The sequence below is a fragment of the Hazenella coriacea genome (genome assembly GCF_004341825.1).
Taxonomy (GTDB): Bacteria; Bacillota; Bacilli; order Thermoactinomycetales; family Thermoactinomycetaceae; genus Hazenella; species Hazenella coriacea.
On the sequence record NZ_SMAG01000001.1, the window covers coordinates 62,126 to 86,266 of the forward strand.

Consider the following 24,141-nt stretch of genomic DNA (forward strand, 5'->3'; position numbering starts at 1 on the left):
ACTCCAATCAAATGAGTGTTGATTTACGTTTCTTTACGATCATTCAACTAGATTAACTCCAACTCTCCCCAAAAAGTCTTGTATACATTTTCATAGCGAACGGATCAGTCATACCTGCGATATAGTCACAGACGAGACGTGCTTTATGGGCATCTGATGGGTCTTGGGATAACTTTTCACGGTCATGTTCGGGTAATAATCTTTCTTCATTCATCATGGCTTGAAACATTTGTTGGATCATATAGCTCCCTTTCCAAGCGATGATCTGAACGGGTTGTGATGAGATGACTTGATCGGCGACTACTTGCTTTAGTTCTGTAAGTAGCTGATTTAGATCATCGGGTAAGTATGCTACAAAACGTAAACGTGGCGATCCAAGCTGTCCTATGTTTTCTTTGATCTGGATATGTGTAATAAATGTAGAGATAATCCGGGAAAAAATCTTTTTCAAACGATACTTAATATGATCGTGATCTTCTTGGAGCTGTACTAAATCGTTCATTGCTTGCTCTAATTCAGGGTAAGCATGATTCGAAAAAGAACTTAATAGCTCTTTGAGTCGAGTAAGTCGGATCAAGCCTAGATGGATCGCATCTTCAAAGTCATGAGTCCCATAAGCGATATCATCAGCTAATTCAATGATGGAACATTCAAATGTTCGGTGTTGAGTGAGTCGATATCTCCCTTGTGCTGATGTAGCTTGTAGAAATTCCTTCTCCTCCTCCGAAAAGGGGGCTAATGCCCATTGAAAAGCTTCCTTTTCACTTTGAAATGCGCTTGCTTTAGGCGGTAACTCTTGATTTTCTACTCTCTCCATAGCCTTATTCAATAGAATGGGATACTTCATCACGGACAATAACAATCCCCGGGTCACATTTAGTCCGTTTTCTCGATCCCCTTCCAAGCGAGTAAGGATTCGAAAAGTATGTGCGTTTCCTTCAAATCCCCCAAATAATCTCATACATTGATGAAGAGCTTGTTCACCACGATGGCCAAAAGGTGGATGTCCTAGGTCATGCGCAAGAGCGGCTGCTTCGATCAGTGAGAGATCAAGAGCATATTCCTCTTTAAACAGAGGATGAAGGTGATTCAATGAGATGCCAATCCCACGAGCGATTTGCGCTACTTCCATGGAGTGTGTTAATCGGGTTCGATGAAAGTCTCCCACTTCCGAGGTGATCACTTGTGTTTTCGCTTGCAACCGGCGAAAGGCGGCACTATGAACAATCCGTCCATAATCTTTTTCAAACGGATCTCGGGCATCATATTTTTTATGAGAAGAAGAAATCTGTCGTTCTTGGTCACTAGGTAAGTAAAATGGGTTTACATGCTTTTTTATTATCATAGACTGCTCCTTAGATGAATCTGGTTTATCATACTTCACACATTCCTCTTTATTCTCGAAAAGTAGTAGTATTACTTACTTTTCCTTTCATTCCCATTCTCTAAACCTACAGCTCTCTCAGATTTTTTAATTACAAGTTAAAGGAATTAACATACAGAAATCAAATTATTAATAAAGAAAACCTAGGCTTCATTTAAAGGAGAGAATTTTATTGTTCTATTTATCAACGAACTGGGAGATGTGGGGTGCATTGGGGCAATGGGCGGGTGCTTTATTCACCGCCATAGCTGTCAGCGTTGCCCTTTGGCAAGTTCTTGAAATGAAGAAACAAGCACAACAAGATAAAGAACAGAAAGCTATCATTCGTTTTTTAAAAACTGATGGAAACCTCGAAATCATCTTAAATAATATAAATTCGGCTCCGATTTATGTGAGTCAGTCACTTATCTTTCACATGTGTGAACATCCGTTTAGAAAAGAATTGTATTACGAACCCATGAACGACCCTCAAATCCAAACCGATTCTCCCAAGTTAATTGGTCATGGTGATGTATTTAAGACAATCATTCCCTTAGATCTCTTCTTAGATAAAGTTGATCAAAGTCGTTATTCGTTTTTTACAACTTATTTCATCTCTTCTTCAGGAATCGTTTTTCGACGTTCTATTTATATAGAGAAACGTCTGGAGGGAACTTTTGATTTGTATATTGCCAATGAACAGATGGAAACCCAAAATATAAAAGACATGAAATTATGGTACACCTTAATCAGAAATAATCAAGGCATTAAAGAACTTTCAATGAATGATCCTGATAACATCGTATATTCTCCACCCCCTATTCCAGATGATCCTACAAACTTGATGCAAGAGAGTCCTCGGGAGAATAGTCAAAAAAACAGTTAAGAAAATAGCCAAGGGATGAATGATTCATGATGTAAAACAGGCGACCTTTGTCGGGTCGCCTGTTTGTATGAATAAATTTAGCTTGATGCTTCTACTACAGCACCGTATGTTTGCAACAGATACATTTTATGATAGAGTCCTTGTTTGGCCAATAACTCTTGATGAGTCCCTCTTTCCACAATCTCCCCACGATGGAGGACAAGGATTAGATCTGCATCTTGAATGGTAGAAAGACGGTGAGCGATGGCAATCGTCGTGCGACCTTTTCGCATTTTCTCAAGTGCTTCTTGAATCGCTTCCTCTGTTTCCGTATCGACACTAGCTGTCGCTTCGTCTAAGACTAAGATTTTGGGTTGCATAGCCATGGTACGAGCAAAAGAGATTAACTGCCTTTGCCCACTTGAAAATGTAGCTCCCCGTTCAACGACAGGCTCATCATATTGGTGAGGTAGTTTTTCAATAAACGGAGCTGCTTGGACGAACTCAGCTGCTTCCTTCACTTGCTCATCTGTGATGGATTGATTGTGGAGACGAATGTTGCTTTTAATATCTCCCACAAATAGAAATGAATCTTGTAAGACGAGCCCTATTTTTTTACGCAACTCATCATTGTCATATTGCTGAAGCGGTTGACCATCAATTCGAATCTGTCCTCGTTCTACAGAATAAAAGTTCATTAACAAATTAATAATCGAGCTTTTACCACTTCCCGTATGACCCACTAATGCGACCGTTTGCCCAGGTTCTGCTACAAATGAAATATTTTTTAAGACATCAGTCTTTCCATCGTAAGAAAAGGTAACTTGATCAAATTCAATGTGTCCTTCTTTAATCTCTGGAGAGCCTTCTCCTTGCTTATGAGGCGCAGCATCCGCTTCATCCAACAGTTTAAACACCCGCTCAGCAGAAACAATGGCGTTCTGGAATTGAGGTAAGCGCATCATCACTTGATTGATCGGCTCAATAATTCGATCCATATAATTAATAAAAGTATAAATTACCCCAATTTGAACCGCTGCTGCGAATGATTGATAGCCAAAGAAATTTAAGACACTGAACACTGCTAAAATGTATAAAATCTGCATCGCAGGACGTAATAAAAGACCAAACAATTTTATGTTTTTAATTCCTGCTCGATAATGATCCTCGTTTAAATCAGCAAACTCCTTGCGAAGCCGCCTTTCTTGGCGTAAGGCTTGAATGATATTCATCCCTTGAATGGATTCATTCAACTTTGCATTCATTTGACTTAATTTGGAACGTGAGATATGAAACACTTTGGAACTTAATTTACGATAAGCATTCATAATCACTCCGATGACTGGAAGAAGTAATAAGCACCAGAGTGCCAACTCCACATCCATCGTAAACATCGCAACAAAAGTGATCAAGATAAAGGTCACACTTTGCAAAAATGTGGATAATACACTAATAAAGAGCTCCTTCACTGCTTCTGTATCATTGGTGATTCGTGAAACCAGTGATCCATCAGGTGTCCGATCGTAAAAAGAAAGCCCTAAATGCTGTACATGACTAAATACATCAATCCGAAGTTGTCTTACCACCCATTGGGCAATTTTTTGAAACCACAAGTATTGAAAATAGTGAAAGCCTACAGACAAAAGGAGCAAAATAAGAAAAATACCGATATAGGTGAAGATCACTTGTTGGGATAATTGCCGTGGTACAAGATGGTCATCAATAAAATAACCAACCAACCTCGGAATAAATATATCTGCTCCTGTTGCTATTAACAACGCAAAAAAAGCGATCCAAAATTGTTTTTGATAGGGCTTTAAATAAGTAAGAAGTCGTTTCAGAACCACTTATGCCCTCCCTCCTTCTAAAACCAACGATTCCAGCTGTTGCTTCTCATACATGCCTTTATACCAACCATCTTTTTGCATTAGCTGTTGATGTGTTCCTCGTTCAATGATCTTTCCTTCTTCTAAAACAATGATCTGATCTGCTTGCTCTACTGCACTTAACCGGTGAGCGGAAATCAGAGTTGTTTTCTGTTGACGGTTCTGACGTAAGGATTCTAAGATGATATGTTCCGTTTTGGCATCAACCGCAGATAGCGAATCATCTAAAATCAATACTTCTGGGTCGAGGAGCAATGCACGGGCGATCGAAATTCGCTGTTTTTGACCACCTGAGAGAGTCACACCTCGCTCACCTACAACTGTTTGATAACCCTCTTTAAAATGAAGGATATCTTCATGAATACAGGCTAACCTTGCTACCTCTTCAATCTCTGCTTGAGTCGCTTCTGGTTTCCCCAACGAGATATTTTCAGCGATTGTAGCAGAAAACAAAACGTGGTCTTGAGGAATATAGCCAATCGCTTCTCTTAAACGGCTCAGTCGATAATCAGTGATTGGTTTACCACCCATCAAAACCGAGTCTGAATCCGCATCAAATTCGCGCAATAATAATCGTAAAAATGTACTCTTTCCGCTCCCTGTTTTCCCGACAATCCCTAATGTTTGACCGGGAAGTAGCTTGACATGAATCTCCTGAAGTGACGGAACTGTAGTTTCTGGATAGCTAAACGAAGGTAATTGATAGGTAATCTCTCCAACAGGAACCATATCTAACGCATGCTCATGATCTTGGATATCTGCTGGCGTATTGAGTAATGCTTTCACCCGATCATTGGAAGCTCTACCACGCTCGACAATGTTAAATAACCATCCAAATGCCAACATCGGCCAAATCAAATGACCTAAGTAAAGTATAAATTGAGTCAACTCTCCGATTGTAATCGTGTTATTTAAAACAATGTACGAACCAAAGGCTACAGTCAGAAAGTAAGAAAGACCCACTACTAGCATAATCGTTGGATCAAATAATGAATCGATCCGTGCGACAGAGATATTTTTCTCAACGACATCATCCAGTAGATTTTCAAATTCCTTCTTCTCATCCTCTTCTTGTCCAAAAGCCTTCACAACTCGAACTCCTGAGATATTCTCTTGAACCTTATCATTGGTCATCGAAAAGGCTTCTTGGGCTTTATGAAAACGTTTATGCAACATACTTCCATATTTACTCGTTGCCCACGCCATGAATGGCATAGGGATTAAGGCAATTAAGGTTAATTTCCAATCAATAAAAATCGCCATTGTTAGGACGACAATTCCTCCCGAGATGATCGAGTCCGCTAAGGTTAAGACACCATCCCCAGCGGTCAATGTAATCGCCTCGATATCATTGGTCGAGTGAGCCATTAAGTCTCCTGTACGACGTTTGTGAAAAAATTGCGGGGACATCTTAGTAAAATGGTCATACAGACGGTTACGTAATAACCTTCCCAATCGCTTGGATGCACCAAACAACATGATTCTCCATAGATAACCACACACATATGTGAGTACAGCCACAAGTAAAGATAATCCAGTCCAATACATTAAAGTATTCGCTGTCAACGTTCCATTACTGATCTCATCAACAATCACTCGTACCGCATACGGTGTAAATAAGTGTAAAAGAGCAAGCACAAATAACACTAGAATTCCAAGAAGATAACTTCTTTTCTCTAACTTGAAGAACCACCATAAATCTTTAAAAATGCTCACAGTTTCCCCCACCTCTTTTCAAAAAAACAAAAAGAAGCCACATCCTAGAAAGGGATCGGCTTCTACCTGTAAATATATAACACTAACCATCAGAAGCCTATGTAGATAGGCAGAGCAACCGATGGCTAGGTATCACCAAATGGATTTGGTATTAATTACCAAAAATAGAGATAATGGTACCTATGCAAGGGATGCTCCACGCCTTGATTTAGTTGGATGGACTGAACACGACGGTTGCCAACGAGTAAGTTCTTCACTACATTAATCATGACGCGAAACCTCCCTTCACTAATTTTTTGGTAGTCTAATCGTACACAATTTTTTCAAATTTGTAAAGAGATATATTTACAAACTTGGGATGAGGTTGAAAATACTATAGTTGCTAGATGTCTCCATTATACGAACGTTCGAGAAATCGTTCAAGAACATCCGTTCGAATCATGTTTTCTTGAACTCCCATGTCAGCCCCCATGAGCTCGTTCAGAATCTTTTCTCCATCTTACAGAATACTCTTTCACTAATTTGATCCACTCTTGAAGAGCTGGAGAAATCCATCTGTTTGAGTGATAACATAATTTCGTTGAAATTGGATAAGGTTGCTCATTCCAATTAAGACAGACTAATTTTCCTTCTTGAATCTCTTGATGTACGGTTACTCGCGGTAATAAACCAATTCCTAATCCTGCTGAGATACAATTTTTGATGGCCTCAAGACTCCAAAATTCATAACTTTGATCCACTTTTACCCCATGAGAACATAGATAATGTTCAAACATCGTGCGATAACTACAACCTGTTTCTGTATGCAAAAAAGTTTCTGTCCGAAGATGATCAACGGTTACCTTCTCTACTGAAGCCAGCGGATGATCAATGGGGGCAACTATCACCAGGGGCTCTTTCACTAATTCATGAATGACTAGATCTTTTTCCTCCCCATGCTGATCCGTTTCCATTAGAAAGGAGATATCTAACTCTCCCTCACTGACCATTCTCCTCATCACCCAACAGACTCCTGGTTGTAAGACAATCTTCACATGAGGAAAGCGACTCCGATATTCTTGGATCACAGGTGGTAGACGAAAAGCTGCCAATGATTCAGGAGCACCAATCACTAACTTCCCACTCGGCTCTCCTGAGGATCGTAGTACAGATTTAGCCTCATCATGAATTTGCAACAATTGGTTCGCATATCTGAGTAATTGTTCACCAGCAACTGTGAGGATAATTTTTTTACCCACTCGATCAAATAAGGGAACTCCCAATTCGTCCTCTAATGCTTTGATCTGAGCCGTAACACTGGATTGTGCATATCCCATCTCCTCAGCCGCTCGTGTCATTCCTTCTAGTTCTACAACCTTTTTAAAAGTCTGCAATTGCCGTATCTCCATGATTTTTCCTCCCATCAAAAAAAATGATCGAATCGAACATATATATCTATTTTACTGATTCATAGTCCATTCGATAAGATCCTTATTAAGGTGAATGTACAAGAAATCATTTTTCCGTACAAAGATTAACATCCTGAGGGAGGATAAAAAATGTCTCACAAACCCAAACTACAACAAACTATTCGTTTACCTCAAGCTATTGCACTCTATGTGGGAGCTGTGATGGGCTCAGGCATCTTATTAGTTCCTGGACTGGCCGCAGAAATCGCAGGACCCGCTTCCCTCATCGCTTGGGGAGGTATGGTACTCCTCATTGTTCCAATGGCTCTCGTCATGGGCTTATTAACTGCTCGTCATCCTCATGCAGGTGGGGTTTCTCATTTTACTTCCCTTGCGTTTGGTCAAACAGCAAGCATTTATGTCGGTTGGTTTTTTCTGATGTCTGTGGGCATTGGTGCTCCAGTGACAGCTCTCATAGGGGCAGGTTATTTAAGTAGTGCTTTTCAATGGAATTCAACAGGAAGAATCGTCATCTCCATCTTCATTTTATTGTTAGCCCTTTTTATAAACTTTCGCGGAATGAAGTTAAGCGGTCAACTGCAAGTTTGGATTGTACTCAGTATTATTGGCATTTTGATCTTATTCATTGTGGGTTCCATCCCCCATTTGGACTCCAATCATCTTCAACCGTTTATGCCTTCTGGTTGGAAAGGCATCGGGCAAGCGGTCTCTTTACTCTTTTGGTGCTTCATCGGTTGGGAAGCGATCTCCCATTTGTCTGAGGAATTTGAGAAACCAAAACGAGATTCGATCCTTGGAGTCATCATTGCGGCTATCATAGTAGGAACTTTATACTTTTTTACAGCATTATCAACTGTTTTGACTCACAGTTATGGGGATGGGGCTGGAGAAGTTCCATTACTTCTTTTGATGAATACAATCTTTGGAGTAAGTGGCAAATGGATCATAGGCGTGATGAGTTTTTTCATTTGTACAGCGACTGTGATTGCCTATGTAGGTGCAGCATCAAGACTTGCATTTGCTTTAGCCCGGGATGGATTTGCTCCAAGCTGGATAAGGATGCAATCTTCACAAACTAAAACTCCAACTGGTGGTTTAATCTTTTTATTTTTCGTTTTCACAGTGGTTATTCTGATTTTTTCTTCTGGGTGGATCTCATTATCCACTTTAATCCAACTACCTAATGCCACATTTATTCTAACCTACTTGATTGGTTGCGCAGCAGGAATCCGCCTTCTTCAAAATAAATGGGAAAAAGGAATCAGTTGGATCTCTTTTATCTTTACTGGAGCCCTGCTCCCTTTTGTTGGTTGGGCAATCTTTTATCCGATTCTGATTGGGCTTCTAATCTGGGTCGCTATCCTTCTTCGTAAGCGTACCAAGAGAACCTCATCTACAGAAGTATAAAGCATCTATCATTAATCGAAGCTATTTAAAATTAGATAATAACTTTCCTCCAAACAACTCCCTTTTTACAAGGATAAAATGATGTGGTACGATTGCGTTTGGAACCTTTGTTCTCAATTAGACTCGGAAAAAGAAGGGGGTAGGGAGTCGGACGACTCCTCACCAAGATGAAACCACAGGATATACGTAATATAGCGATTATTGCACACGTTGATCATGGAAAAACGACTCTGGTTGATGCGATGCTCAGACAGAGTCAGATCTTCCGTGAAAACCAACAAGTGGACGAACGTGTCATGGATTCTAATGATATTGAAAGAGAGAGAGGGATTACAATCCTCTCCAAAAATACCGCCATTCAATATAAAGGGGTTAAAATCAACATTGTAGATACCCCAGGTCACGCCGATTTTGGCGGTGAAGTAGAGCGTGTCATGAACATGGTCGATGGTGTCTTACTACTCGTCGATGCAGTAGAAGGCCCCATGCCACAAACAAAGTTCGTGTTAAGACAAGCCTTAGAAAGAGGCCATAAAGTGATTGTAGTCGTTAATAAAATCGATCGTAAAAATGCACGCCCTGACTACGTCGTGAACACCACCTTTGATCTGTTTGTCGATATGGGCGCTAATGATGAACAGTGTGAGTTTCCCGTAATTTATGCGAGTGCTCTTACTGGCTCTTCTAGCAAAGATCCTCATCAACTAACATCCACTTTAGAACCGCTTTTTGAAGAAATTATCAGCTACCTTCCACATCCACAAGTTGATGTAGACGGGCCCACTCAGATGCAAGCAACTTTGCTTGGCTATGATGACTATAAAGGACAAATTGTGGTGGGACGACTCCATCGCGGAAAGATCTATCGCAATCAATCCTTACTCTTACTTCAAAATGATGGTGACTCCCGCCGCGCTCGAGTCGGTCAAGTATTTACTCATCGTGGATTACAACGTACCGAAGTCGAAGTAGCGACAGCTGGAGATATTATTGCGCTTACTGGCTTAGGTGAAGTAGGAATTGGCGACACCTTGACTGATCCAGAGCATCCTGAAGCTCTACCAGCGATCAAAGTAGAAGAGCCTACATTACGGATGACATTTGGAGTCAACACCAGTCCATTTGCTGGTCGAGATGGAACTTATCTCACCTCACGGAAAATCCGGGAACGTCTCTTTAGAGAAGCGGAACGAGATGTGGCTCTCCGGGTAGAGGATACCGACTCTGCAGATAACTTTTTGGTTTCGGGTAGAGGAGAATTACACTTAGGGATTCTAATCGAAAATATGCGCCGAGAAGGATATGAGTTCCAAGTCAGTAAACCACAAGTTATTTTAAAAGAAATCAACGGGGTTAAACATGAGCCAGTTGAAAATGTTGAGATCGAAGTAAGTAGCGAAGAACAAGGTTCTGTGGTGGAACTTCTCGGGCAACGAAAAGGACAGCTTTTAGATATGAAAGTACAGGAGAATGGAAACATCCATTTTTCATACCAAGTTCCATCTCGAGGACTTCTTGGATTCAGACAACAACTATTGACAGCGACTCGTGGAGAAGCCATCATGAATTCAATCTTGGCAGGATATGAGCCTTATGCTGGTGAGATCGACACCCATGAATTTGGTTCTTTAATCGCTTGGGAACCTGGTGTAGCTACCACTTATGCGATTCACTCCGCTCAAGAGCGTGGACAAATGTTTATCGCTCCAGGTATAGAAGTATATGAAGGAATGATCGTCGGTCAGCATATTCGCGAAAATGACCTTGAAGTGAATGTGTGTCGAAAAAAACATCTGACAAGTATTCGACGTGCCACAGCGGAAGAAGCCTTACGCTTAGATCCTCCTCGGAAAATGAGTTTAGATGAGGCCCTAGAATATATCAAAGATGACGAACTCTTGGAAGTTACACCCAAAACCTTCCGTCTACGCAAAAAGTACCTTGCCAAAAATGTTCGTGCTCGACAAGCAAAACATAAAGTAGATTCGCAAGCCTAATCCATCCAAGTCTATAAATAAGAAGAGGAAGCCCTGTCAATCAGAGAGCTTCCTCTTCTTATTTCACTTTGATCTACGACTCCATTGACCATGAACGATATAATTCATCACTATTTTTAATATTAAGTCGAGGTAAGGCATGTTGAATGACAAAAACCCCATCCTGTTCATCAACATTTCTTTTTAGAACAAACTTTTCATTCTCTTCAAGTTCGTTCAAACGAATCAGCTCCACATTGAGCTCTTTTCGATCCCAATACCCTTCCCATAGTCCATTTCCTCTCGTTAATTGGGTCACATGGGCAATGGTAAATTGCTGATGAGTTCCTTGTTCAAAACGAGGAGGATTGCTTTTTAGTCGTCTTTCTGTTCCATTTCGCAAAGGGGTTACAGGCTGAATTTGTAAGTTTACTGTGACCAACTCTCCGACATTGACCACTCCTTCACGTTTGACTTCTTCTCCAATCGCAACGACTAATCCCATCCCCACTTGCCCATGTTTACCTTTCATCCCTTGTGTTAATCGTAGTTGACTTAAATCATGATCATTCACTTCACTTGCTAACATATATAACAGGACTTCCAATGCCTTTGGTTTTTCAACAGGAATCAGCTGCTTCATCCATTGATATCGATCCACTGTGCCAGACACCAACTGAAGCTCATACCCCACTTGCCATGGAGGAATCACAGTAAATCGAGGATAGAAAGGCTTACCCATCGGAATCAACTGTGTTTGATCCAAGTTGAGAAATGTCTGTTTTCTAATTCTAGGGAACTTCACCTCTTCAAGTGTACAACCCTTACTTTCTAGCTGGAAATCCCTTAATCTTAACCACTCTTGTTCTTTTTGTAAGCCTTTAGTAAACCCTTGCTCAAACCCTTGCCGAATTAACTGCATCTGCTCCTGTTCATATTCGTCAAAGTTGAATTTTTCCACTACTTCACTTGGAAAAGACTTTTTTAACTCCCAATCTTGCATCCATGCCCGTCTTCTAACAAAAGACCGATGTAATAAGCCTTGATGGGTCATCATATATTCTTTTGCTAGTGAAATTGCATACTGCAAAGCATCTGCTTCTGGTGAAATCTCATCAACCAAACCGATTCTCCATGCCTCTTCAGCACTTACTACATTTCCCTGAGCTAGAAGTTGAATAGCACCTATTAATCCTTGTTTCCCACGCTTGGCTTGGCTAAGACGAGGAAGACGTTGTGTTCCTCCTGCTACGCTAATCGGTTTTTGTTCGACCGACATTGTAGTAAATAAAGCATCTTGATCAGATACCACCAGATGTACAGCACCTAATAATTCACAGGCATGCCCAAAAGCACCTCGATGAACAGCTGCAATAACCGGTTTATCCCATTTTTCTACCATTTGATAAAAATAGTGAACACGTTCTCCATATTGAATCCATTGATCTACTTCATGTTTAAGATCAATAGGGACAGGTAACAAACCTTTTTCTTCACCTGTAAAAATCACAACTTTAATTTCTTGTATTTCAGCGAATTCTCTCATTATTTGTTCCAACTCTACAAAAAAATCATCTACAAAAAATGATTGCGAGAAATGGTTGAAACTAATTGTAGCCAACCAATGGTCTCTTCTCAATTCATGTAAATGAACTTGAAAAGACGAATAGTTCCGGAAAATGGCACCCTTCCTACTCTTGATTGGATTTTCCTCCATTTGTCCAAACCATTCTTGTAAAGAGATCTCCATCTCCCCATACCTCCCTATATATTGTATTAATACACATTTGCATTTTTATCCCTCTGTTATAATACACTTTCATTGTATCCAATTAGGTATGCAAATGACAATCCTTTTTTGAAAAAAAGAAACCTAGCGAAGAGAAAAAAAGTCATAAAATAAAGAGGAGCTATCCCAAATGAATGGGATAGCCCTCCTTTACTTCATGCGATCTTTCTGATCTTCTAACCATTCTTGATAGCTAGGACGAGGGATGGCAAATGATCCTCCCCACTTACTGTATGAAACACCAGCTAATCGTCCAACAGGCTGTAATAAATCGGTTTTAATCTTGCCTTGGTCATACAAAGAATCATCGATATGAAAAGTTACGATCTCTCCAATAATGAAGTCTGTATTGGGCTCTGTCTCTGTTCCTCCTAATGATTGCATCTGAAATAGCTTACACTCCATTTGTATTTTAGAGTGTAAAATTCGAGGAACACGTACTTTTTCACTGGGGATCATCTTCAAATCTAGCTGTTCTACTTCACTTATTTCAGTCGGAAAATCGATCGATGTGTCGTTGACTGCTGCTACGTTACTCTCATCTACAACATGAACAACAAATTCTTTTTCTTTTGCTATATTATAAGCGGTATCTTTCATTTTTCCGCCAGGCTTTCTTAGACACGAAATACTAATCATAGGTGGATCTGTCGCAACGATATTATAAAAACTAAAGGGGGCTGCATTAATCGTTCCATTTGAATTCATGGAGGTCACCCAAGCAATCGGACGAGGTAATACACTACCGATCAATAACTTATAAATATCAACTTTTTGTAAATTTTTTGGATCAATTTTCATTTTGTCACCTTTCTCACTTTTGTCTCCAACTATACATATACTCAGGGTCTTCATAAATGAGTGCTGCTTGCGTTACTCTTAAAGGACGGAACGTATCCACCATTACCGCTAATTCCTCTGTTCGCTTTTTTCCAATACTGTCCTCTACTTTACCTGGATGAGGTCCATGGGGAATTCCACTTGGATGAAGGGTAATGGAGCCTTCAGAGATTCCTTTTCGACTCATAAAGTTGCCTTTCACATAATAGAGAACCTCATCACTATTCACATTACTATGAAAATAAGGGGCCGGGATGGCCAATGGGTGATAATCATACATCCGTGGTACAAATGAGCAAATCACAAAGTTGGGTCCTGTAAAGGTTTGATGTACAGGTGGTGGTTGATGGATCGAACCTGTAATCGGTTCAAAGTCATGAATACTAAATGCCCAAGGATATAGAAACCCATCCCAGCCAACGACATCAAAAGGATGAAAATGATAGATATAGGCATGTAGCTGATCTCTTGCTTTTACCCTTACCTCGAATGTACCACCTTCATCGTGAGTCTGCAGTTGGCTAGGAAGACGTACATCTCGTTCACAATAAGGACTATGCTCCATTAATTGTCCAAACTCATTTCGGTATCGCTTAGGTGGAGTAATCTCTCCAGAAGACTCAATGACTAAAAAACGCTGATTTTTCGTCTTCATTTGGAGACGATAAGTAGTTCCCACTGGAATCACTAAATAATCCCCCGGTTGGTATGGAATGTCTCCCAGTTGGGTTTCTAGACTCCCTTCTCCCTCATGTACAAAAATTACTTCATCCCCATCACTATTACGGAAAAAATAGTCCATGGGCTCTGTAGGGCTGACGGTAGCAATCGCTACATCTTCATTGACAAGCCAGTGTAGACGACCTTCAATCGGGTCACCTCCTGCTACTGATTCAAAAGAAGCAAAATGGCGATGTCGGTTAGCCCCTGATTCTTCCATTGGACGATACCAGTCACGAATCTTGTAAGCTTCCTCTACCTGAGTCGGTGGATGTAGATGATACAAAATAGATTGGATTCCAGAAAAGCCTTTCGTTCCCATCACTTGCTCATAGTAGAGTGATCCATCTTCTCTTCTAAACTGAATATGTCGCTTATTCGGGATTTTTCCGAGTCGGTAGTAAAATGACATGATGATCCCCCTTCTAATCTGAAAACGTTTTCATATCTATTTTACCAAATCCCCACTATTCAAACATCTAATCTTTGCCTTGTTTACTTTAGTCATTGAACAACTAAGTTAAGATGATTTTTGAATCTTAGATCAGGAATCAGGGGAAATAAGACAATCTGTTTTCCAGAAGGAAAACGAACGACAAAAGTAGAAAAAGTATATGTTATTGCAAATGTATTCAAACACCGTTATCCCGACAACTCTCAAGAAGGTAATGACTTGATCTCTTCCTCCACCCTTGGAAAAACACTCTCTTACACGTAAAATAGTGAGTGCTTGTGGTTCAGGAAAGTAAGAAATAATATATCAGATAAGATTTCTGAACAAGAGCTTTGACATCTAGACTACAAAAACTAGATAATATATAAAGAGGTAACCATCTTAGGTGCTTGCTGAATTCAATCAACATCTGCTATTTCTATCACACATACTTTCCACAAGCACCACACTCTTCAATTACCACTATAAATATGATTCTAGGGAAGTGTCGATCTCATGAAAATGATTAAAGAAACATTTACCTGGTTTTGTTCCATTTGTATCGGAGTCGTCGTCGCTCTTTTTGTCAGTATCTTTATTTTCCAACCAACTAAGGTGATGGGAAGCTCTATGGAGCCCACGTTGCAAAGCAACAATCGAATCTTTGTATCAAAATTACCGCGTACCTTCTCTTATGAACCCAAATATGGAGAGATCGTAATCATCGATAGCCGTATTGAGCGTCCTCGTTCTTTTAAAGATGATTTGATGGACAGTCCATTAGTTCAACTAGTCGCTGGAACAGATGATCATACCATCTGGGTAAAACGAGTGATCGGCAAGCCTGGTGACAAGTTAGCTTTTAAAAATAACAAAGTCTACCGGAATGGGGTTCCTTTACAAGAAAGCTATACAAAAGAAGAATGGATGGCTTATACCTCTGAGGAAGAAATTACAGTTCCTGAAGGTCAAGTTTTCGTGATGGGAGATAATCGAAATAATAGTCGGGACAGTCGAGAGATTGGCTGTATTCCTATCGACCATGTGTTAGGTGTAAAATTATTTAATTAACGAAAAAGTCAAGGGAGCTACCCCTTGGCTTTTGAATTTATGAGGCAAACAAAACTTTTTTTGAGGAAGTGACATCCTTTATGAAAATTTTAAAAGATACAGCCATTTGGTTCTTTTCCATTTCACTAGGAGTCGCTGTTGCTCTCTTGGTAAGTATCTTTATATTTCAACCAACTACAGTAGATGGTCATTCGATGGAACCCACTCTACAAAATAATAACCGAGTATTCATTTCTAAATTACCGCGTACCTTTTCTTATAAACCCAAATATGAAGAGATTGTTATTGTAGACGCTCGAGTTGATCAACCACGTTCCTTTAAAGAAGATTTATTAGATAGTCCATTGGTTCAAAAACTTGTAAGAACCAAAAAAAATGAGGATATTTTGATTAAACGAGTGATCGGTAAACCTGGTGATCGGCTAGTTTTCAAGAATCATAAAGTTTATCGTAATGGTTTGGCTCTGAAGGAAAATTATATTAAAGAAGAGTGGATGTTATACACCTCTGAAAAGGAGATTACAGTTCCTGAGGGTCATATCTTTGTATTAGGGGATAATCGTAACAAAAGCCGTGACAGTCGACAAATTGGACCAATACCCATTGATCATGTGTTAGGTGTTAAATTGTTTGATTAGAAACAAAAAACCCACAAGTCTTGTACTCAAATCAATGCTTGTGGGTTTTTTTATGTTCTTATTTTGCAAATTGAGTAGCTGCTTCTTTTGCATGAGCCAATGCTTTTTCCATGATTACTTCAGCTTGATCAGGCGTATAAGCCATTCCTTCTGCAATCACAGATTCAATATCGGTAATGCCGATAAATTGTAGAATAGTACGTAGGTAGCTATCTGCAAAATCACTGTTTTTGTTAGGTCCTTCTGAATAGATGCCACCACGAGCATGAATATGAACTGCTTTTTTACCTGTCATAAGCCCTACAGGTCCCTCAGGTGTATACTTAAATGTTTTTCCTGCGATACAAAATGTATCAATATAAGATTTAAAACGTGGAGGGAAGTTAAAGTTCCACATAGGTGTAACAAATACATATTTATCTGCAGAGATAAATTGGTCAAGCAACTCATTGAGGCGAGCTACTTTTTGTTGCTCAATTTCATTTAGCTCATTACCACTAGCTAATTTTCCCCAGCCTTGAAATACATCAGCATCTATGTTTGGAATATCTGTATTGTATAAATCAAGCTCAATAATCTCATCTTGTGGGTTAAGTTCTTTATATTGGTTCAAAAAAGCTTGACCTAAACGCAAGCTAAAAGATTCAGATTCAGCTTTCGGATTAGCAGTAATATACAACACTTTACTCATTCATTTCATCCTCCAATAATTAAATAGGTAATTAAATTACTTTATGTAAGTATATTAATTCTATAACTTACTTTTGTCAAGTTATATACTCCTTTCAAGTGAGAAGACTCTTAACTCTCATTAGCTATATTCTCTCCAAAATCCATCTCAATCATCTACATCTAACTCTCCAATCGCTCTACATCTTAACATCATTAATATCTTGCAAAGTGGACTGCTACTTTTTTTGCTCGTTGAACTGCACTATATAAAGCTCTATGGTAATTAGCGGAATTTGCTGTTCCTTCGGCAATAATCGAATGGACATCCGTAATTCCCATAAACCCTAGAACGAGGCGGATATAGCTATCCCCAAACTCCATAGCTCTCGCCTGACCTGTAGAATAAACCCCGCCCCGTGCCTGTATATGGATTGCTTTTTTCCCAGTTAAAAGCCCTACGGGTCCATGATCAGTATATTTAAATGTTTTCCCTGCTATACAAATAGTATCCACATACGCCTTTAACTTTGGTGGGAGTCCAAAGTTCCACATCGGCGTGACAAATATGTACTTATCCGCAGAAATAAATTGATCTGTTAACTGATTAATTCGCGCTAATTTATGTCGTTCTATTGGAGTTAATTGTTCTCTTCGAACTATTTTTTGCCAACCTTGAAATACATCTTCATCTAAAAACGGAATCTCCTCATGATATAAATCTAACTCTATGATTTCGTCCAAGGGATTGATTAGTTCATACGTATTTAAGAAAGCTCGCCCTACTTGTAAACAGACAGATTCTCTTTCTTTTTTCGGATTTGCTGTAATATATAACACTTTTGCCAATCTAAACCCTCCAATGTACAACAATGATAAACTTCCACATCTTAGAATCATAATCCTATAATTTTATTTTTGTCAATAATAGATAAAATTTGCCATTAATAATGAATTATTCTGCCCCTTCCCAAAACCAATACACTTTTCAATTACCCCCCTCGGAATTGATCCAATATCTCATTTATATGAATAGTAAATCAAACATCAAACATCAAACATCAAACATCAAACATCAAACATCAAACATCAAACATCAAACAAAGGGTCTTAGCATTTTTAGCTAAGACCCTTGTCACGACGAATATTTATTAATCTTTTTCAGCCAATCTTCATCATCGGGCTGGATATGACCCTCTTTTTGAATGATTAAGTCTTCCTTAATAAACGTGGTAAATACTTCACGAGTCCTTTCCTCTTTAGGAAGCTTTGCACAACGCTGGCTATGTTGAAACTTAACTTGTTGTAAGTAACTTAGAACTCGCTGTAACCGTGTTTGGTCCTCTTGAATCCTCCAAAGCCACTTCATTTGAGTCAATAAAGTAGGCTCTGCAAGTGGGTGAACTAAATAATCTTCTTTGTTAGCCATGTGTTGAAAAAGCTCAGCCATTTCTTCAGGTGAATAATCGGTAAAAACTAAATGATTATTCATTTGCTTCTCAATTCGAGGATGGCTCGCAACCCAATTCGTCAACTCCTTTTCAGGTCCTTCTAATACCAATGCAATCTCTGTGCTTTTTCTCGATAGTTCTTGTTCAATCCGTTCAATAATCACTTGATTGGATGTTGAGGACCATAAGGAGGTAACTAGGCGATCAGCTTGAGATAAACACAAAATTCCTCCTTTTGCTTTTTCAAAAGTTTCACTACATTTCTGCTTGGTCTCTTCCACATTCTCGCCAATTAAGTCAGAAACTCTGATAGAAACAACGTGACCTTGGGATAACAAGCTTAACTCCTTAAGCATTTGTCCATATAGGTGAGCGATTTGCCCTTTTCCAGTATCCTCGGGGCCTATAAAGAGTGCATGGAAAGGATAAGGTTCTCCAGTATGAAAGCCTAACCGTTTTCTGTCTTGTAAGTAATCAAGATAAACAATAATCTCTCTTATTTTTTCCTTTACCGCAGTCTGACCCACAATGGCATCCATCTCTTGAAATAAGCGATAGAGGGGTTCTCCTAGTAACAATGCATCATTTTGTTGCACAGGTACTTCAACAACCCCTTCTTCCTCCTTAGTATGACGAATAACAGGATGACTCTCATTGATGATCCAAACATCTTTTTCAATCTGTTGAAACATACAATGGTCAAAGGTTCCACGACCATTTTCAATAATTTCTACACCGATCCGACTCTGTTCAATCTTACATTGAACCAACAACGGATCTGCCGCTTGCTTCACCACGACTGCAGCAGCTTTAGAAAAATGTCGGATCACAGTATCCTTAATAATTCCCTCAGCCTTTTGTGCGAAATAAAGCCCATGTTGATTTCCATTTTCGATCTTACAACGGAGCAGATCTAATTTTCCAGAATAGGTAACAGTGATCATATTTCCATTAAATCCATATAATTCACAACTCTCCAAGATACCTTTTCCCGCTTCATAACAAACAATCGCTTCCCGATCACCATCATGAATTTGTGTCCTGATTAGATGAGGATGAGCTCCACTTCGGATCGTAATAGCAGCATGATCGATAAAGCCAAATAATTCACACTGCTCAACTGAACCGCGACCTTCTTCTTCAAATAAAAAAGCTCCTCCTTCACAATTTTTAATCGTACACTGTTTAAAACGTGGATGAGCTCGATCAGTCACACGAACCGCCGGAAATTCCTTACCAAATCCAAACAAAGTACACTCTTCAAACACGCCAGTTCCTCGATGAACAACAATTCCACTTTCATTCCCATCATGAACCTTACATCTGAGAAAGTATGGATTTCCTCCACTGACTCCAATAGCAGGGCTCTTATGAAAACCATAGAGATTACAGTCTTCAAACATTCCCTGACCATTTTCCTCAATAAAAATTCCATACCCTGGAGAGCCTGTAATGGTACATTGACGAAACAAAGGATTTCCATCTGTAATCAAAATAGCCGAAATGTCACTTTGAATATTAATCTCGCACTCTTCAAATAAAATTTTCCCTTGGCTTCGAATCAACACTGCAACATTTTCTTTACTTCTACAAGTGGTACGTCGTATGACGGGCTCTGCTTCATTACCTACAATTGAAATTCCAGGCCCCGATGAAGAATAGATCTGACATTGATCCAAAACCAATGCTCCCCGATGGATGAGAACAGCAGGATTACTTGTTTTTTTAGATTGGCGAATAGTTATATTTTTAATAACTGCATAATCGGTCCCCATCTCAACGGTTGGATGTTGCTGTCCCTCGATAATCACTTCATCCCGTGAACCTACACCAATAATTTCCACATAACGATCAATCCACACATCTTCTTTATATACACCAGGTTCTACTTCGATCACAGTACCCGTTGATGCCTCTTGAATAGCTTGTTGGATACTTCGATACTTAGCGAACAGTTTTCGAGACACACGTATAGCCGCCAAAAAAACTCCCTGCCTTTCGCAAAGCTTTTCCTTCTATAACCAATCTATCCTTTTTAATATATCATGATCTTCCGTTTCTTATCATTAAACATTGAAAATTTAAGGAATGTCACGCTCCACCCTTCAATTCCAGGTGGAGGCAAAAGGAGGCGAAGTCTCTCTAAAATCAGTTACCTCCTCTTTTCCTTCATCGAAGGGTACCACTAATTATCGGCGAAAAGTTTGCAATATTCTATATACAGGTGATGGTCAAGGATGGTATAATATTACTGTATCCATGATTAGGAGGAGATTTCATGAAAAAAGGTGCAGTTCTATTGGCATTCGTATTTACTTTCGCTGTTCCTTTCATTGTTCCTTTTCAAGCGTTTGCAAATGATTGGTGTTGTTGATTGGGAAAGCGTCTTTCAATGTGAATAAATCGGTTGACGGGACAAATCATAGAGCTTAATTACAAATAAGCATGTAAACATAAAAAGATCATCCTCAGGTCCAAGTGCTGAGGATGATCTTTTTATGTTTACTACATATCAGTTACTCATAATGTTTGAGAATCATTTGCAAAATGGTGTCTTGTTTCGTTTCTTCTCGAACTTCTCTTTCTGTTGGTTCAGCTCCAACTTCAAAATGCTGGACTTCATTCGGATGATTTAATTTTTCCATTAGGATCTCCTCCGTTCCATCTGGCTTTATTATATTATAACAAAACCTGTTATGCAACAGACTGTAGTACAACAAATTATTTCCAATCACTTGCCTTTATATATAGGATAGTGATAAATGTTAATAAGCCTCGAGAGAGAAACAACCTGTTATAAAACAAAAAGTCAACCTACCATAGGTTGACTTTTCTTTAAAGATAAAACCACTCATAATGGCTATTAATATTGAACTAGCGTGATCACATCTAGATCTTCTAATTTTTTACGTCCATTTAAATAAGTAAGCTCAATGAAAAAAGCTGCCCCCACAGGATCTCCTTCCAATTGCTTAACAAGATCAAGTGTTGCGGAAATGGTTCCACCTGTAGCTAAAAGATCATCAGCAATTAATATTTTTTGTCCTGGTCGAATCGCATCTTTGTGGATCGTTAAAGCATCTTTCCCATATTCCAGACTATAATTTGCTTCGATCGTCTCTGCTGGTAACTTTCCTGCTTTACGAACAGGTATAAAACCAACACCTAATGCATAAGCAAGAGGGGCTCCTACTACGAAGCCACGCGCCTCAGGACCTACGACCAAATCGATTTCCTTTCCTTGGAGCTGTTGGACTATTTCATTAATCGCAGCTTGATATGCGGTTCCATCTTGAAGTAGAGTTGTAATATCTTTAAATCGAATACCAGGTTGGGGATAATCTGGAATGACTCGAATCTTCGACTTATAGTCCATAAATATGTTCCTCCTAGTTTCCTATTACAGGAAGCTGTGAATGTAAATACTGACAAAGCTCACGATATGAAGAGTAAACTAAAGTTTGTAGCACTTCTTCTCTAGCTAATTGGGCTTGATAAAACTTAGATTCAGTTAAAGGCTTTCTCTCTGGGGTAGGATTAATATGAATAAACCCCTGTTCAATTTTAATAAACTCCAATTCCTCAAACACTTGAATAATAAAAGAAAGTGAACGTTTTTTCAATCCTGTTGCTCTCGACAATGATGTGAAATGTTTTGAGATCGAGATTGGACCTTTACCTCGCTGTAACACTCGATAAGTGTGCGCAAAATTCTCTTTAGAAGGCGCTTTCACTAAAAGATCATCAAAATCAGCATCTCCAAAAAGCAGATAAATCCGTTCAATCTGACCCCATTGCTGAATCCCTTGCTTTAAATGGTTCAACGTAGGGGGTGGATCAACAATCACCATATGTTTTTTTAGTAAAACTCTTTCTGCCCATTCATTATCCTCTATTCTTTCCCAGAAGATCACTTGATCTTTCGATTTTTGCATTAACCAATCTCGCTCACGTGCTTTTTCTGAACACATGTAAATAGAAACCTCATCTTGCAAAGTTTCTATATCTTCTATACGAATTCGGTTGCTTCGCCAATCGAAGACTTGCATGGATGGAATTGAAATATCACGAAAGACCATTTGGGGTGAACGTTTTCCATTCCATTCGTTCATTTGGAGCTCGCCTAAGATCTCCAAGTCGGCTTGTGGTGCTATTTCTTTAGCCAAATCTGCTAGGCGAAAACCAATCGCACCTAAGCTCTTCCCATTTGCTTCTAGTTGAAGCTTTAGATGATTATTTTCCCGTCCAATACTTTGCATGCGAGCTACTTGGGAGTTTTCAATGATAAATAGCGGAGTAGGATTTCCAACTCCGTATGGAGCTAAAGCTTGCAACTGGTCTATGAAACTAACATCTATTTGATCGATCACTAGACGCTCTTCAGCCATGGTAAGTGGAATATAATCCTCAGGCTTCAACCACTCCTGAGCTAGTTGAGAAAGTTTACTACGAAAAAGTGGCAAATTCTCGATTGGTAATGTCATGCCAGCCGCCATATAATGCCCACCATAATGTGGAAGGTATTCCTTACACTCGGTTAACGCTTTATATAGATCGAATCCTGCAATACTGCGAGCAGATCCCTTTGCAATCCCTTTATCCTCATCGATTCCTAAAACAATCACAGGTCGATAATACTTTTCAACCAAACGAGAAGCCACAATCCCAATCACACCTACATTCCAATTGGGTTTGGCTACCACAATCACATGTTGATATAGGTCAGGTTGTGCCTCTACTTCAGCTATTGCCTCTAGAGTCATCTCTTCAACCAAATGCTGCCGCTCTCGATTCATGCTATTTAACTCTTCTGCTATTTGCTTGGCTTCTTCCAGATCTTCACAAAGCAATAACTCTACCGCTTGGTTTGCCGAATCTAATCGACCACTCGCATTGATGCGTGGACCAAGAGAAAATCCTACATGACCTGCAGAAACAACATCATCAACACCCGATACTTCCAACAAAGAAGTTATACCAATTTGTTTACGCTGGCTCATTTTCTTAAGTCCATAGGTAGCAAAGATTCGGTTTTCATCAAGTAGAGGAACAAGGTCAGCAATCGTACCTAAAGCAACGATCTCCAGAAGTTCCTCAGGAACCCGAGCTAATAAAGCGGTAGCTAACTTAAAGGCAACCCCCACTCCGGCAAGGAGTTTGCATGGATAAGGACAGCCTGGTTTTTTCGGGTTAATCACCGCTAACGCTTCTGGTAAATGTTCAGGTGGTTCGTGGTGATCAGTAATAATCAGATCTAAGCCAAGCTCTTTCGCAACTTGTGCCTCTTCGACCGCACTAATTCCTGTATCCACTGATACAACAAGCTGAAAGCCACGCTCTTTCGCTAAATGTAAAGCTTCTTTATTGATTCCATACCCCTCACGAAATCGATTAGGAATATAATAATCAACATCTGCTTGTAGCCAACGAAAGACATACATTAATAAACTTGTACTACTTACACCATCTGCATCATAATCCCCATAAATTAAAATCTTTTCATTATGTTGTATGGCAAATTGAATCCGCTCGACGGCTTCCTTCATTCCATCAAGTAGGAAAGGATCATGTAAATCTTCTAATTTAGGATTTAAAAAGCTTCTAGCTTGATTAGGTTCAGTCAATCCACGACGAACTAACATCTTGGCAACCGTCGGGTGGATCCCTAGTTGATCAATTAAATTTGAACAGATAACTGGATCTGAAGCCGCCACTTCCCATCTCGTCCTTGAACGTAACATAAATAGAGGTTCACCTCGCTTTGCCGCTATCATTATAGCACAAAGTGGAAGTTTCGAGAGTTAGGATCAATCTCTTCCTCTAGCAAAATTTTTTTCACTATATTTATTTCTAGTATCTGAATTTATTATAAAATTATGAATCAACATTTCATTAAAAAAGGTTTTTC

18 protein-coding genes are annotated in these 24,141 nt (G+C 39.4%); 5 read left to right on the forward strand and 13 right to left on the reverse strand.

Annotation, left to right across the window (positions count from 1 at the left end; all coding sequences use genetic code 11):
• Positions 1 to 52: 52 nt before the first annotated feature.
• Positions 53 to 1,384 carry an anti-phage deoxyguanosine triphosphatase gene (locus EDD58_RS00320; RefSeq protein WP_131922855.1) on the reverse strand — a complete coding sequence of 444 codons (1,332 nt, stop codon included), beginning with the start codon at positions 1,382 to 1,384 and terminating at the stop codon, positions 53 to 55.
• A gap of 199 nt (positions 1,385 to 1,583) precedes the next feature.
• Here EDD58_RS00320 and EDD58_RS00325 point away from each other — a divergent pair, with 199 nt between their 5' ends.
• On the forward strand, positions 1,584 to 2,249 hold the full coding sequence (locus EDD58_RS00325; RefSeq protein ID WP_165875716.1) for a hypothetical protein: 666 nt from the start codon (positions 1,584 to 1,586) through the stop codon (positions 2,247 to 2,249).
• A 77-nt stretch (positions 2,250 to 2,326) separates the two neighbouring features.
• On the opposite strand, the gene EDD58_RS00330 is transcribed toward EDD58_RS00325, so the two are convergent.
• From EDD58_RS00330 to EDD58_RS00340, 3 genes are all read right to left on the reverse strand, one after another.
• A complete protein-coding gene (locus EDD58_RS00330) occupies positions 2,327 to 4,075 on the reverse strand; it encodes an ABC transporter ATP-binding protein (protein WP_131922857.1) in 1,749 nt (582 codons plus the stop codon).
• The gene (locus tag EDD58_RS00335; RefSeq protein ID WP_131922858.1) at positions 4,076 to 5,830 is read right to left on the reverse strand and encodes an ABC transporter transmembrane domain-containing protein; all 1,755 of its coding nucleotides are present in this window, start codon (positions 5,828 to 5,830) and stop codon (positions 4,076 to 4,078) included.
• Positions 5,831 to 6,291: 461 nt separating this feature from the next.
• The gene (locus EDD58_RS00340) at positions 6,292 to 7,218 is read right to left on the reverse strand and encodes a LysR family transcriptional regulator (protein WP_131922859.1); all 927 of its coding nucleotides are present in this window, start codon (positions 7,216 to 7,218) and stop codon (positions 6,292 to 6,294) included.
• Between the two features lie 150 nt (positions 7,219 to 7,368).
• Here EDD58_RS00340 and yjeH point away from each other — a divergent pair, with 150 nt between their 5' ends.
• Both yjeH and typA read left to right on the forward strand, forming a co-directional pair.
• Complete coding sequence (gene yjeH, locus EDD58_RS00345; protein ID WP_131922860.1) at positions 7,369 to 8,646, forward strand: L-methionine/branched-chain amino acid transporter; 1,278 nt, start codon at positions 7,369 to 7,371, stop codon at positions 8,644 to 8,646.
• A gap of 167 nt (positions 8,647 to 8,813) precedes the next feature.
• On the forward strand, positions 8,814 to 10,643 hold the full coding sequence (gene typA / locus EDD58_RS00350; protein WP_131922861.1) for a translational GTPase TypA: 1,830 nt from the start codon (positions 8,814 to 8,816) through the stop codon (positions 10,641 to 10,643).
• Positions 10,644 to 10,716: 73 nt separating this feature from the next.
• Here typA and EDD58_RS00355 read toward each other — a convergent pair whose 3' ends face one another.
• The 3 genes from EDD58_RS00355 to EDD58_RS00365 all read right to left on the reverse strand — a co-directional run bounded on the left by EDD58_RS00355 (position 10,717) and on the right by EDD58_RS00365 (position 14,383).
• Positions 10,717 to 12,372, reverse strand: coding sequence for an enoyl-CoA hydratase/isomerase family protein (locus tag EDD58_RS00355; RefSeq protein ID WP_131922862.1), 1,656 nt, complete (start codon positions 12,370 to 12,372; stop codon positions 10,717 to 10,719).
• Positions 12,373 to 12,561: 189 nt separating this feature from the next.
• On the reverse strand, positions 12,562 to 13,212 hold the full coding sequence (locus EDD58_RS00360; protein WP_131922863.1) for a flavin reductase family protein: 651 nt from the start codon (positions 13,210 to 13,212) through the stop codon (positions 12,562 to 12,564).
• Between the two features lie 13 nt (positions 13,213 to 13,225).
• Positions 13,226 to 14,383 (reverse strand): homogentisate 1,2-dioxygenase, encoded by a 1,158-nt coding sequence (locus tag EDD58_RS00365; protein ID WP_131922864.1) that lies wholly within the window; start codon positions 14,381 to 14,383, stop codon positions 13,226 to 13,228.
• A 537-nt stretch (positions 14,384 to 14,920) separates the two neighbouring features.
• Here EDD58_RS00365 and lepB (EDD58_RS00370) point away from each other — a divergent pair.
• A complete protein-coding gene (gene lepB, locus EDD58_RS00370; RefSeq protein WP_131922865.1) occupies positions 14,921 to 15,475 on the forward strand; it encodes a signal peptidase I in 555 nt (184 codons plus the stop codon).
• A gap of 80 nt (positions 15,476 to 15,555) precedes the next feature.
• Positions 15,556 to 16,113 (forward strand): signal peptidase I, encoded by a 558-nt coding sequence (gene lepB, locus EDD58_RS00375; protein WP_131922866.1) that lies wholly within the window; start codon positions 15,556 to 15,558, stop codon positions 16,111 to 16,113.
• Between the two features lie 58 nt (positions 16,114 to 16,171).
• Here the strand turns inward: lepB (EDD58_RS00375) and EDD58_RS00380 are convergent, their stop codons facing one another.
• From EDD58_RS00380 to recJ, 6 genes are all read right to left on the reverse strand, one after another.
• The gene (locus tag EDD58_RS00380; protein WP_131922867.1) at positions 16,172 to 16,804 is read right to left on the reverse strand and encodes an FMN-dependent NADH-azoreductase; all 633 of its coding nucleotides are present in this window, start codon (positions 16,802 to 16,804) and stop codon (positions 16,172 to 16,174) included.
• Positions 16,805 to 16,998: 194 nt separating this feature from the next.
• The gene (locus EDD58_RS00385) at positions 16,999 to 17,631 is read right to left on the reverse strand and encodes an FMN-dependent NADH-azoreductase (RefSeq protein WP_131922868.1); all 633 of its coding nucleotides are present in this window, start codon (positions 17,629 to 17,631) and stop codon (positions 16,999 to 17,001) included.
• A 286-nt stretch (positions 17,632 to 17,917) separates the two neighbouring features.
• Positions 17,918 to 20,200 (reverse strand): right-handed parallel beta-helix repeat-containing protein, encoded by a 2,283-nt coding sequence (locus EDD58_RS00390; protein ID WP_131922869.1) that lies wholly within the window; start codon positions 20,198 to 20,200, stop codon positions 17,918 to 17,920.
• 549 nt (positions 20,201 to 20,749) lie between these two features.
• A complete protein-coding gene (locus EDD58_RS15200) occupies positions 20,750 to 20,878 on the reverse strand; it encodes a hypothetical protein (RefSeq protein WP_279389081.1) in 129 nt (42 codons plus the stop codon).
• A 218-nt stretch (positions 20,879 to 21,096) separates the two neighbouring features.
• Positions 21,097 to 21,609 carry an adenine phosphoribosyltransferase gene (locus tag EDD58_RS00395; RefSeq protein ID WP_131922870.1) on the reverse strand — a complete coding sequence of 171 codons (513 nt, stop codon included), beginning with the start codon at positions 21,607 to 21,609 and terminating at the stop codon, positions 21,097 to 21,099.
• 13 nt (positions 21,610 to 21,622) lie between these two features.
• Positions 21,623 to 23,974 (reverse strand): single-stranded-DNA-specific exonuclease RecJ, encoded by a 2,352-nt coding sequence (gene recJ, locus EDD58_RS00400; protein ID WP_165875717.1) that lies wholly within the window; start codon positions 23,972 to 23,974, stop codon positions 21,623 to 21,625.
• Positions 23,975 to 24,141: the final 167 nt, after the last annotated feature.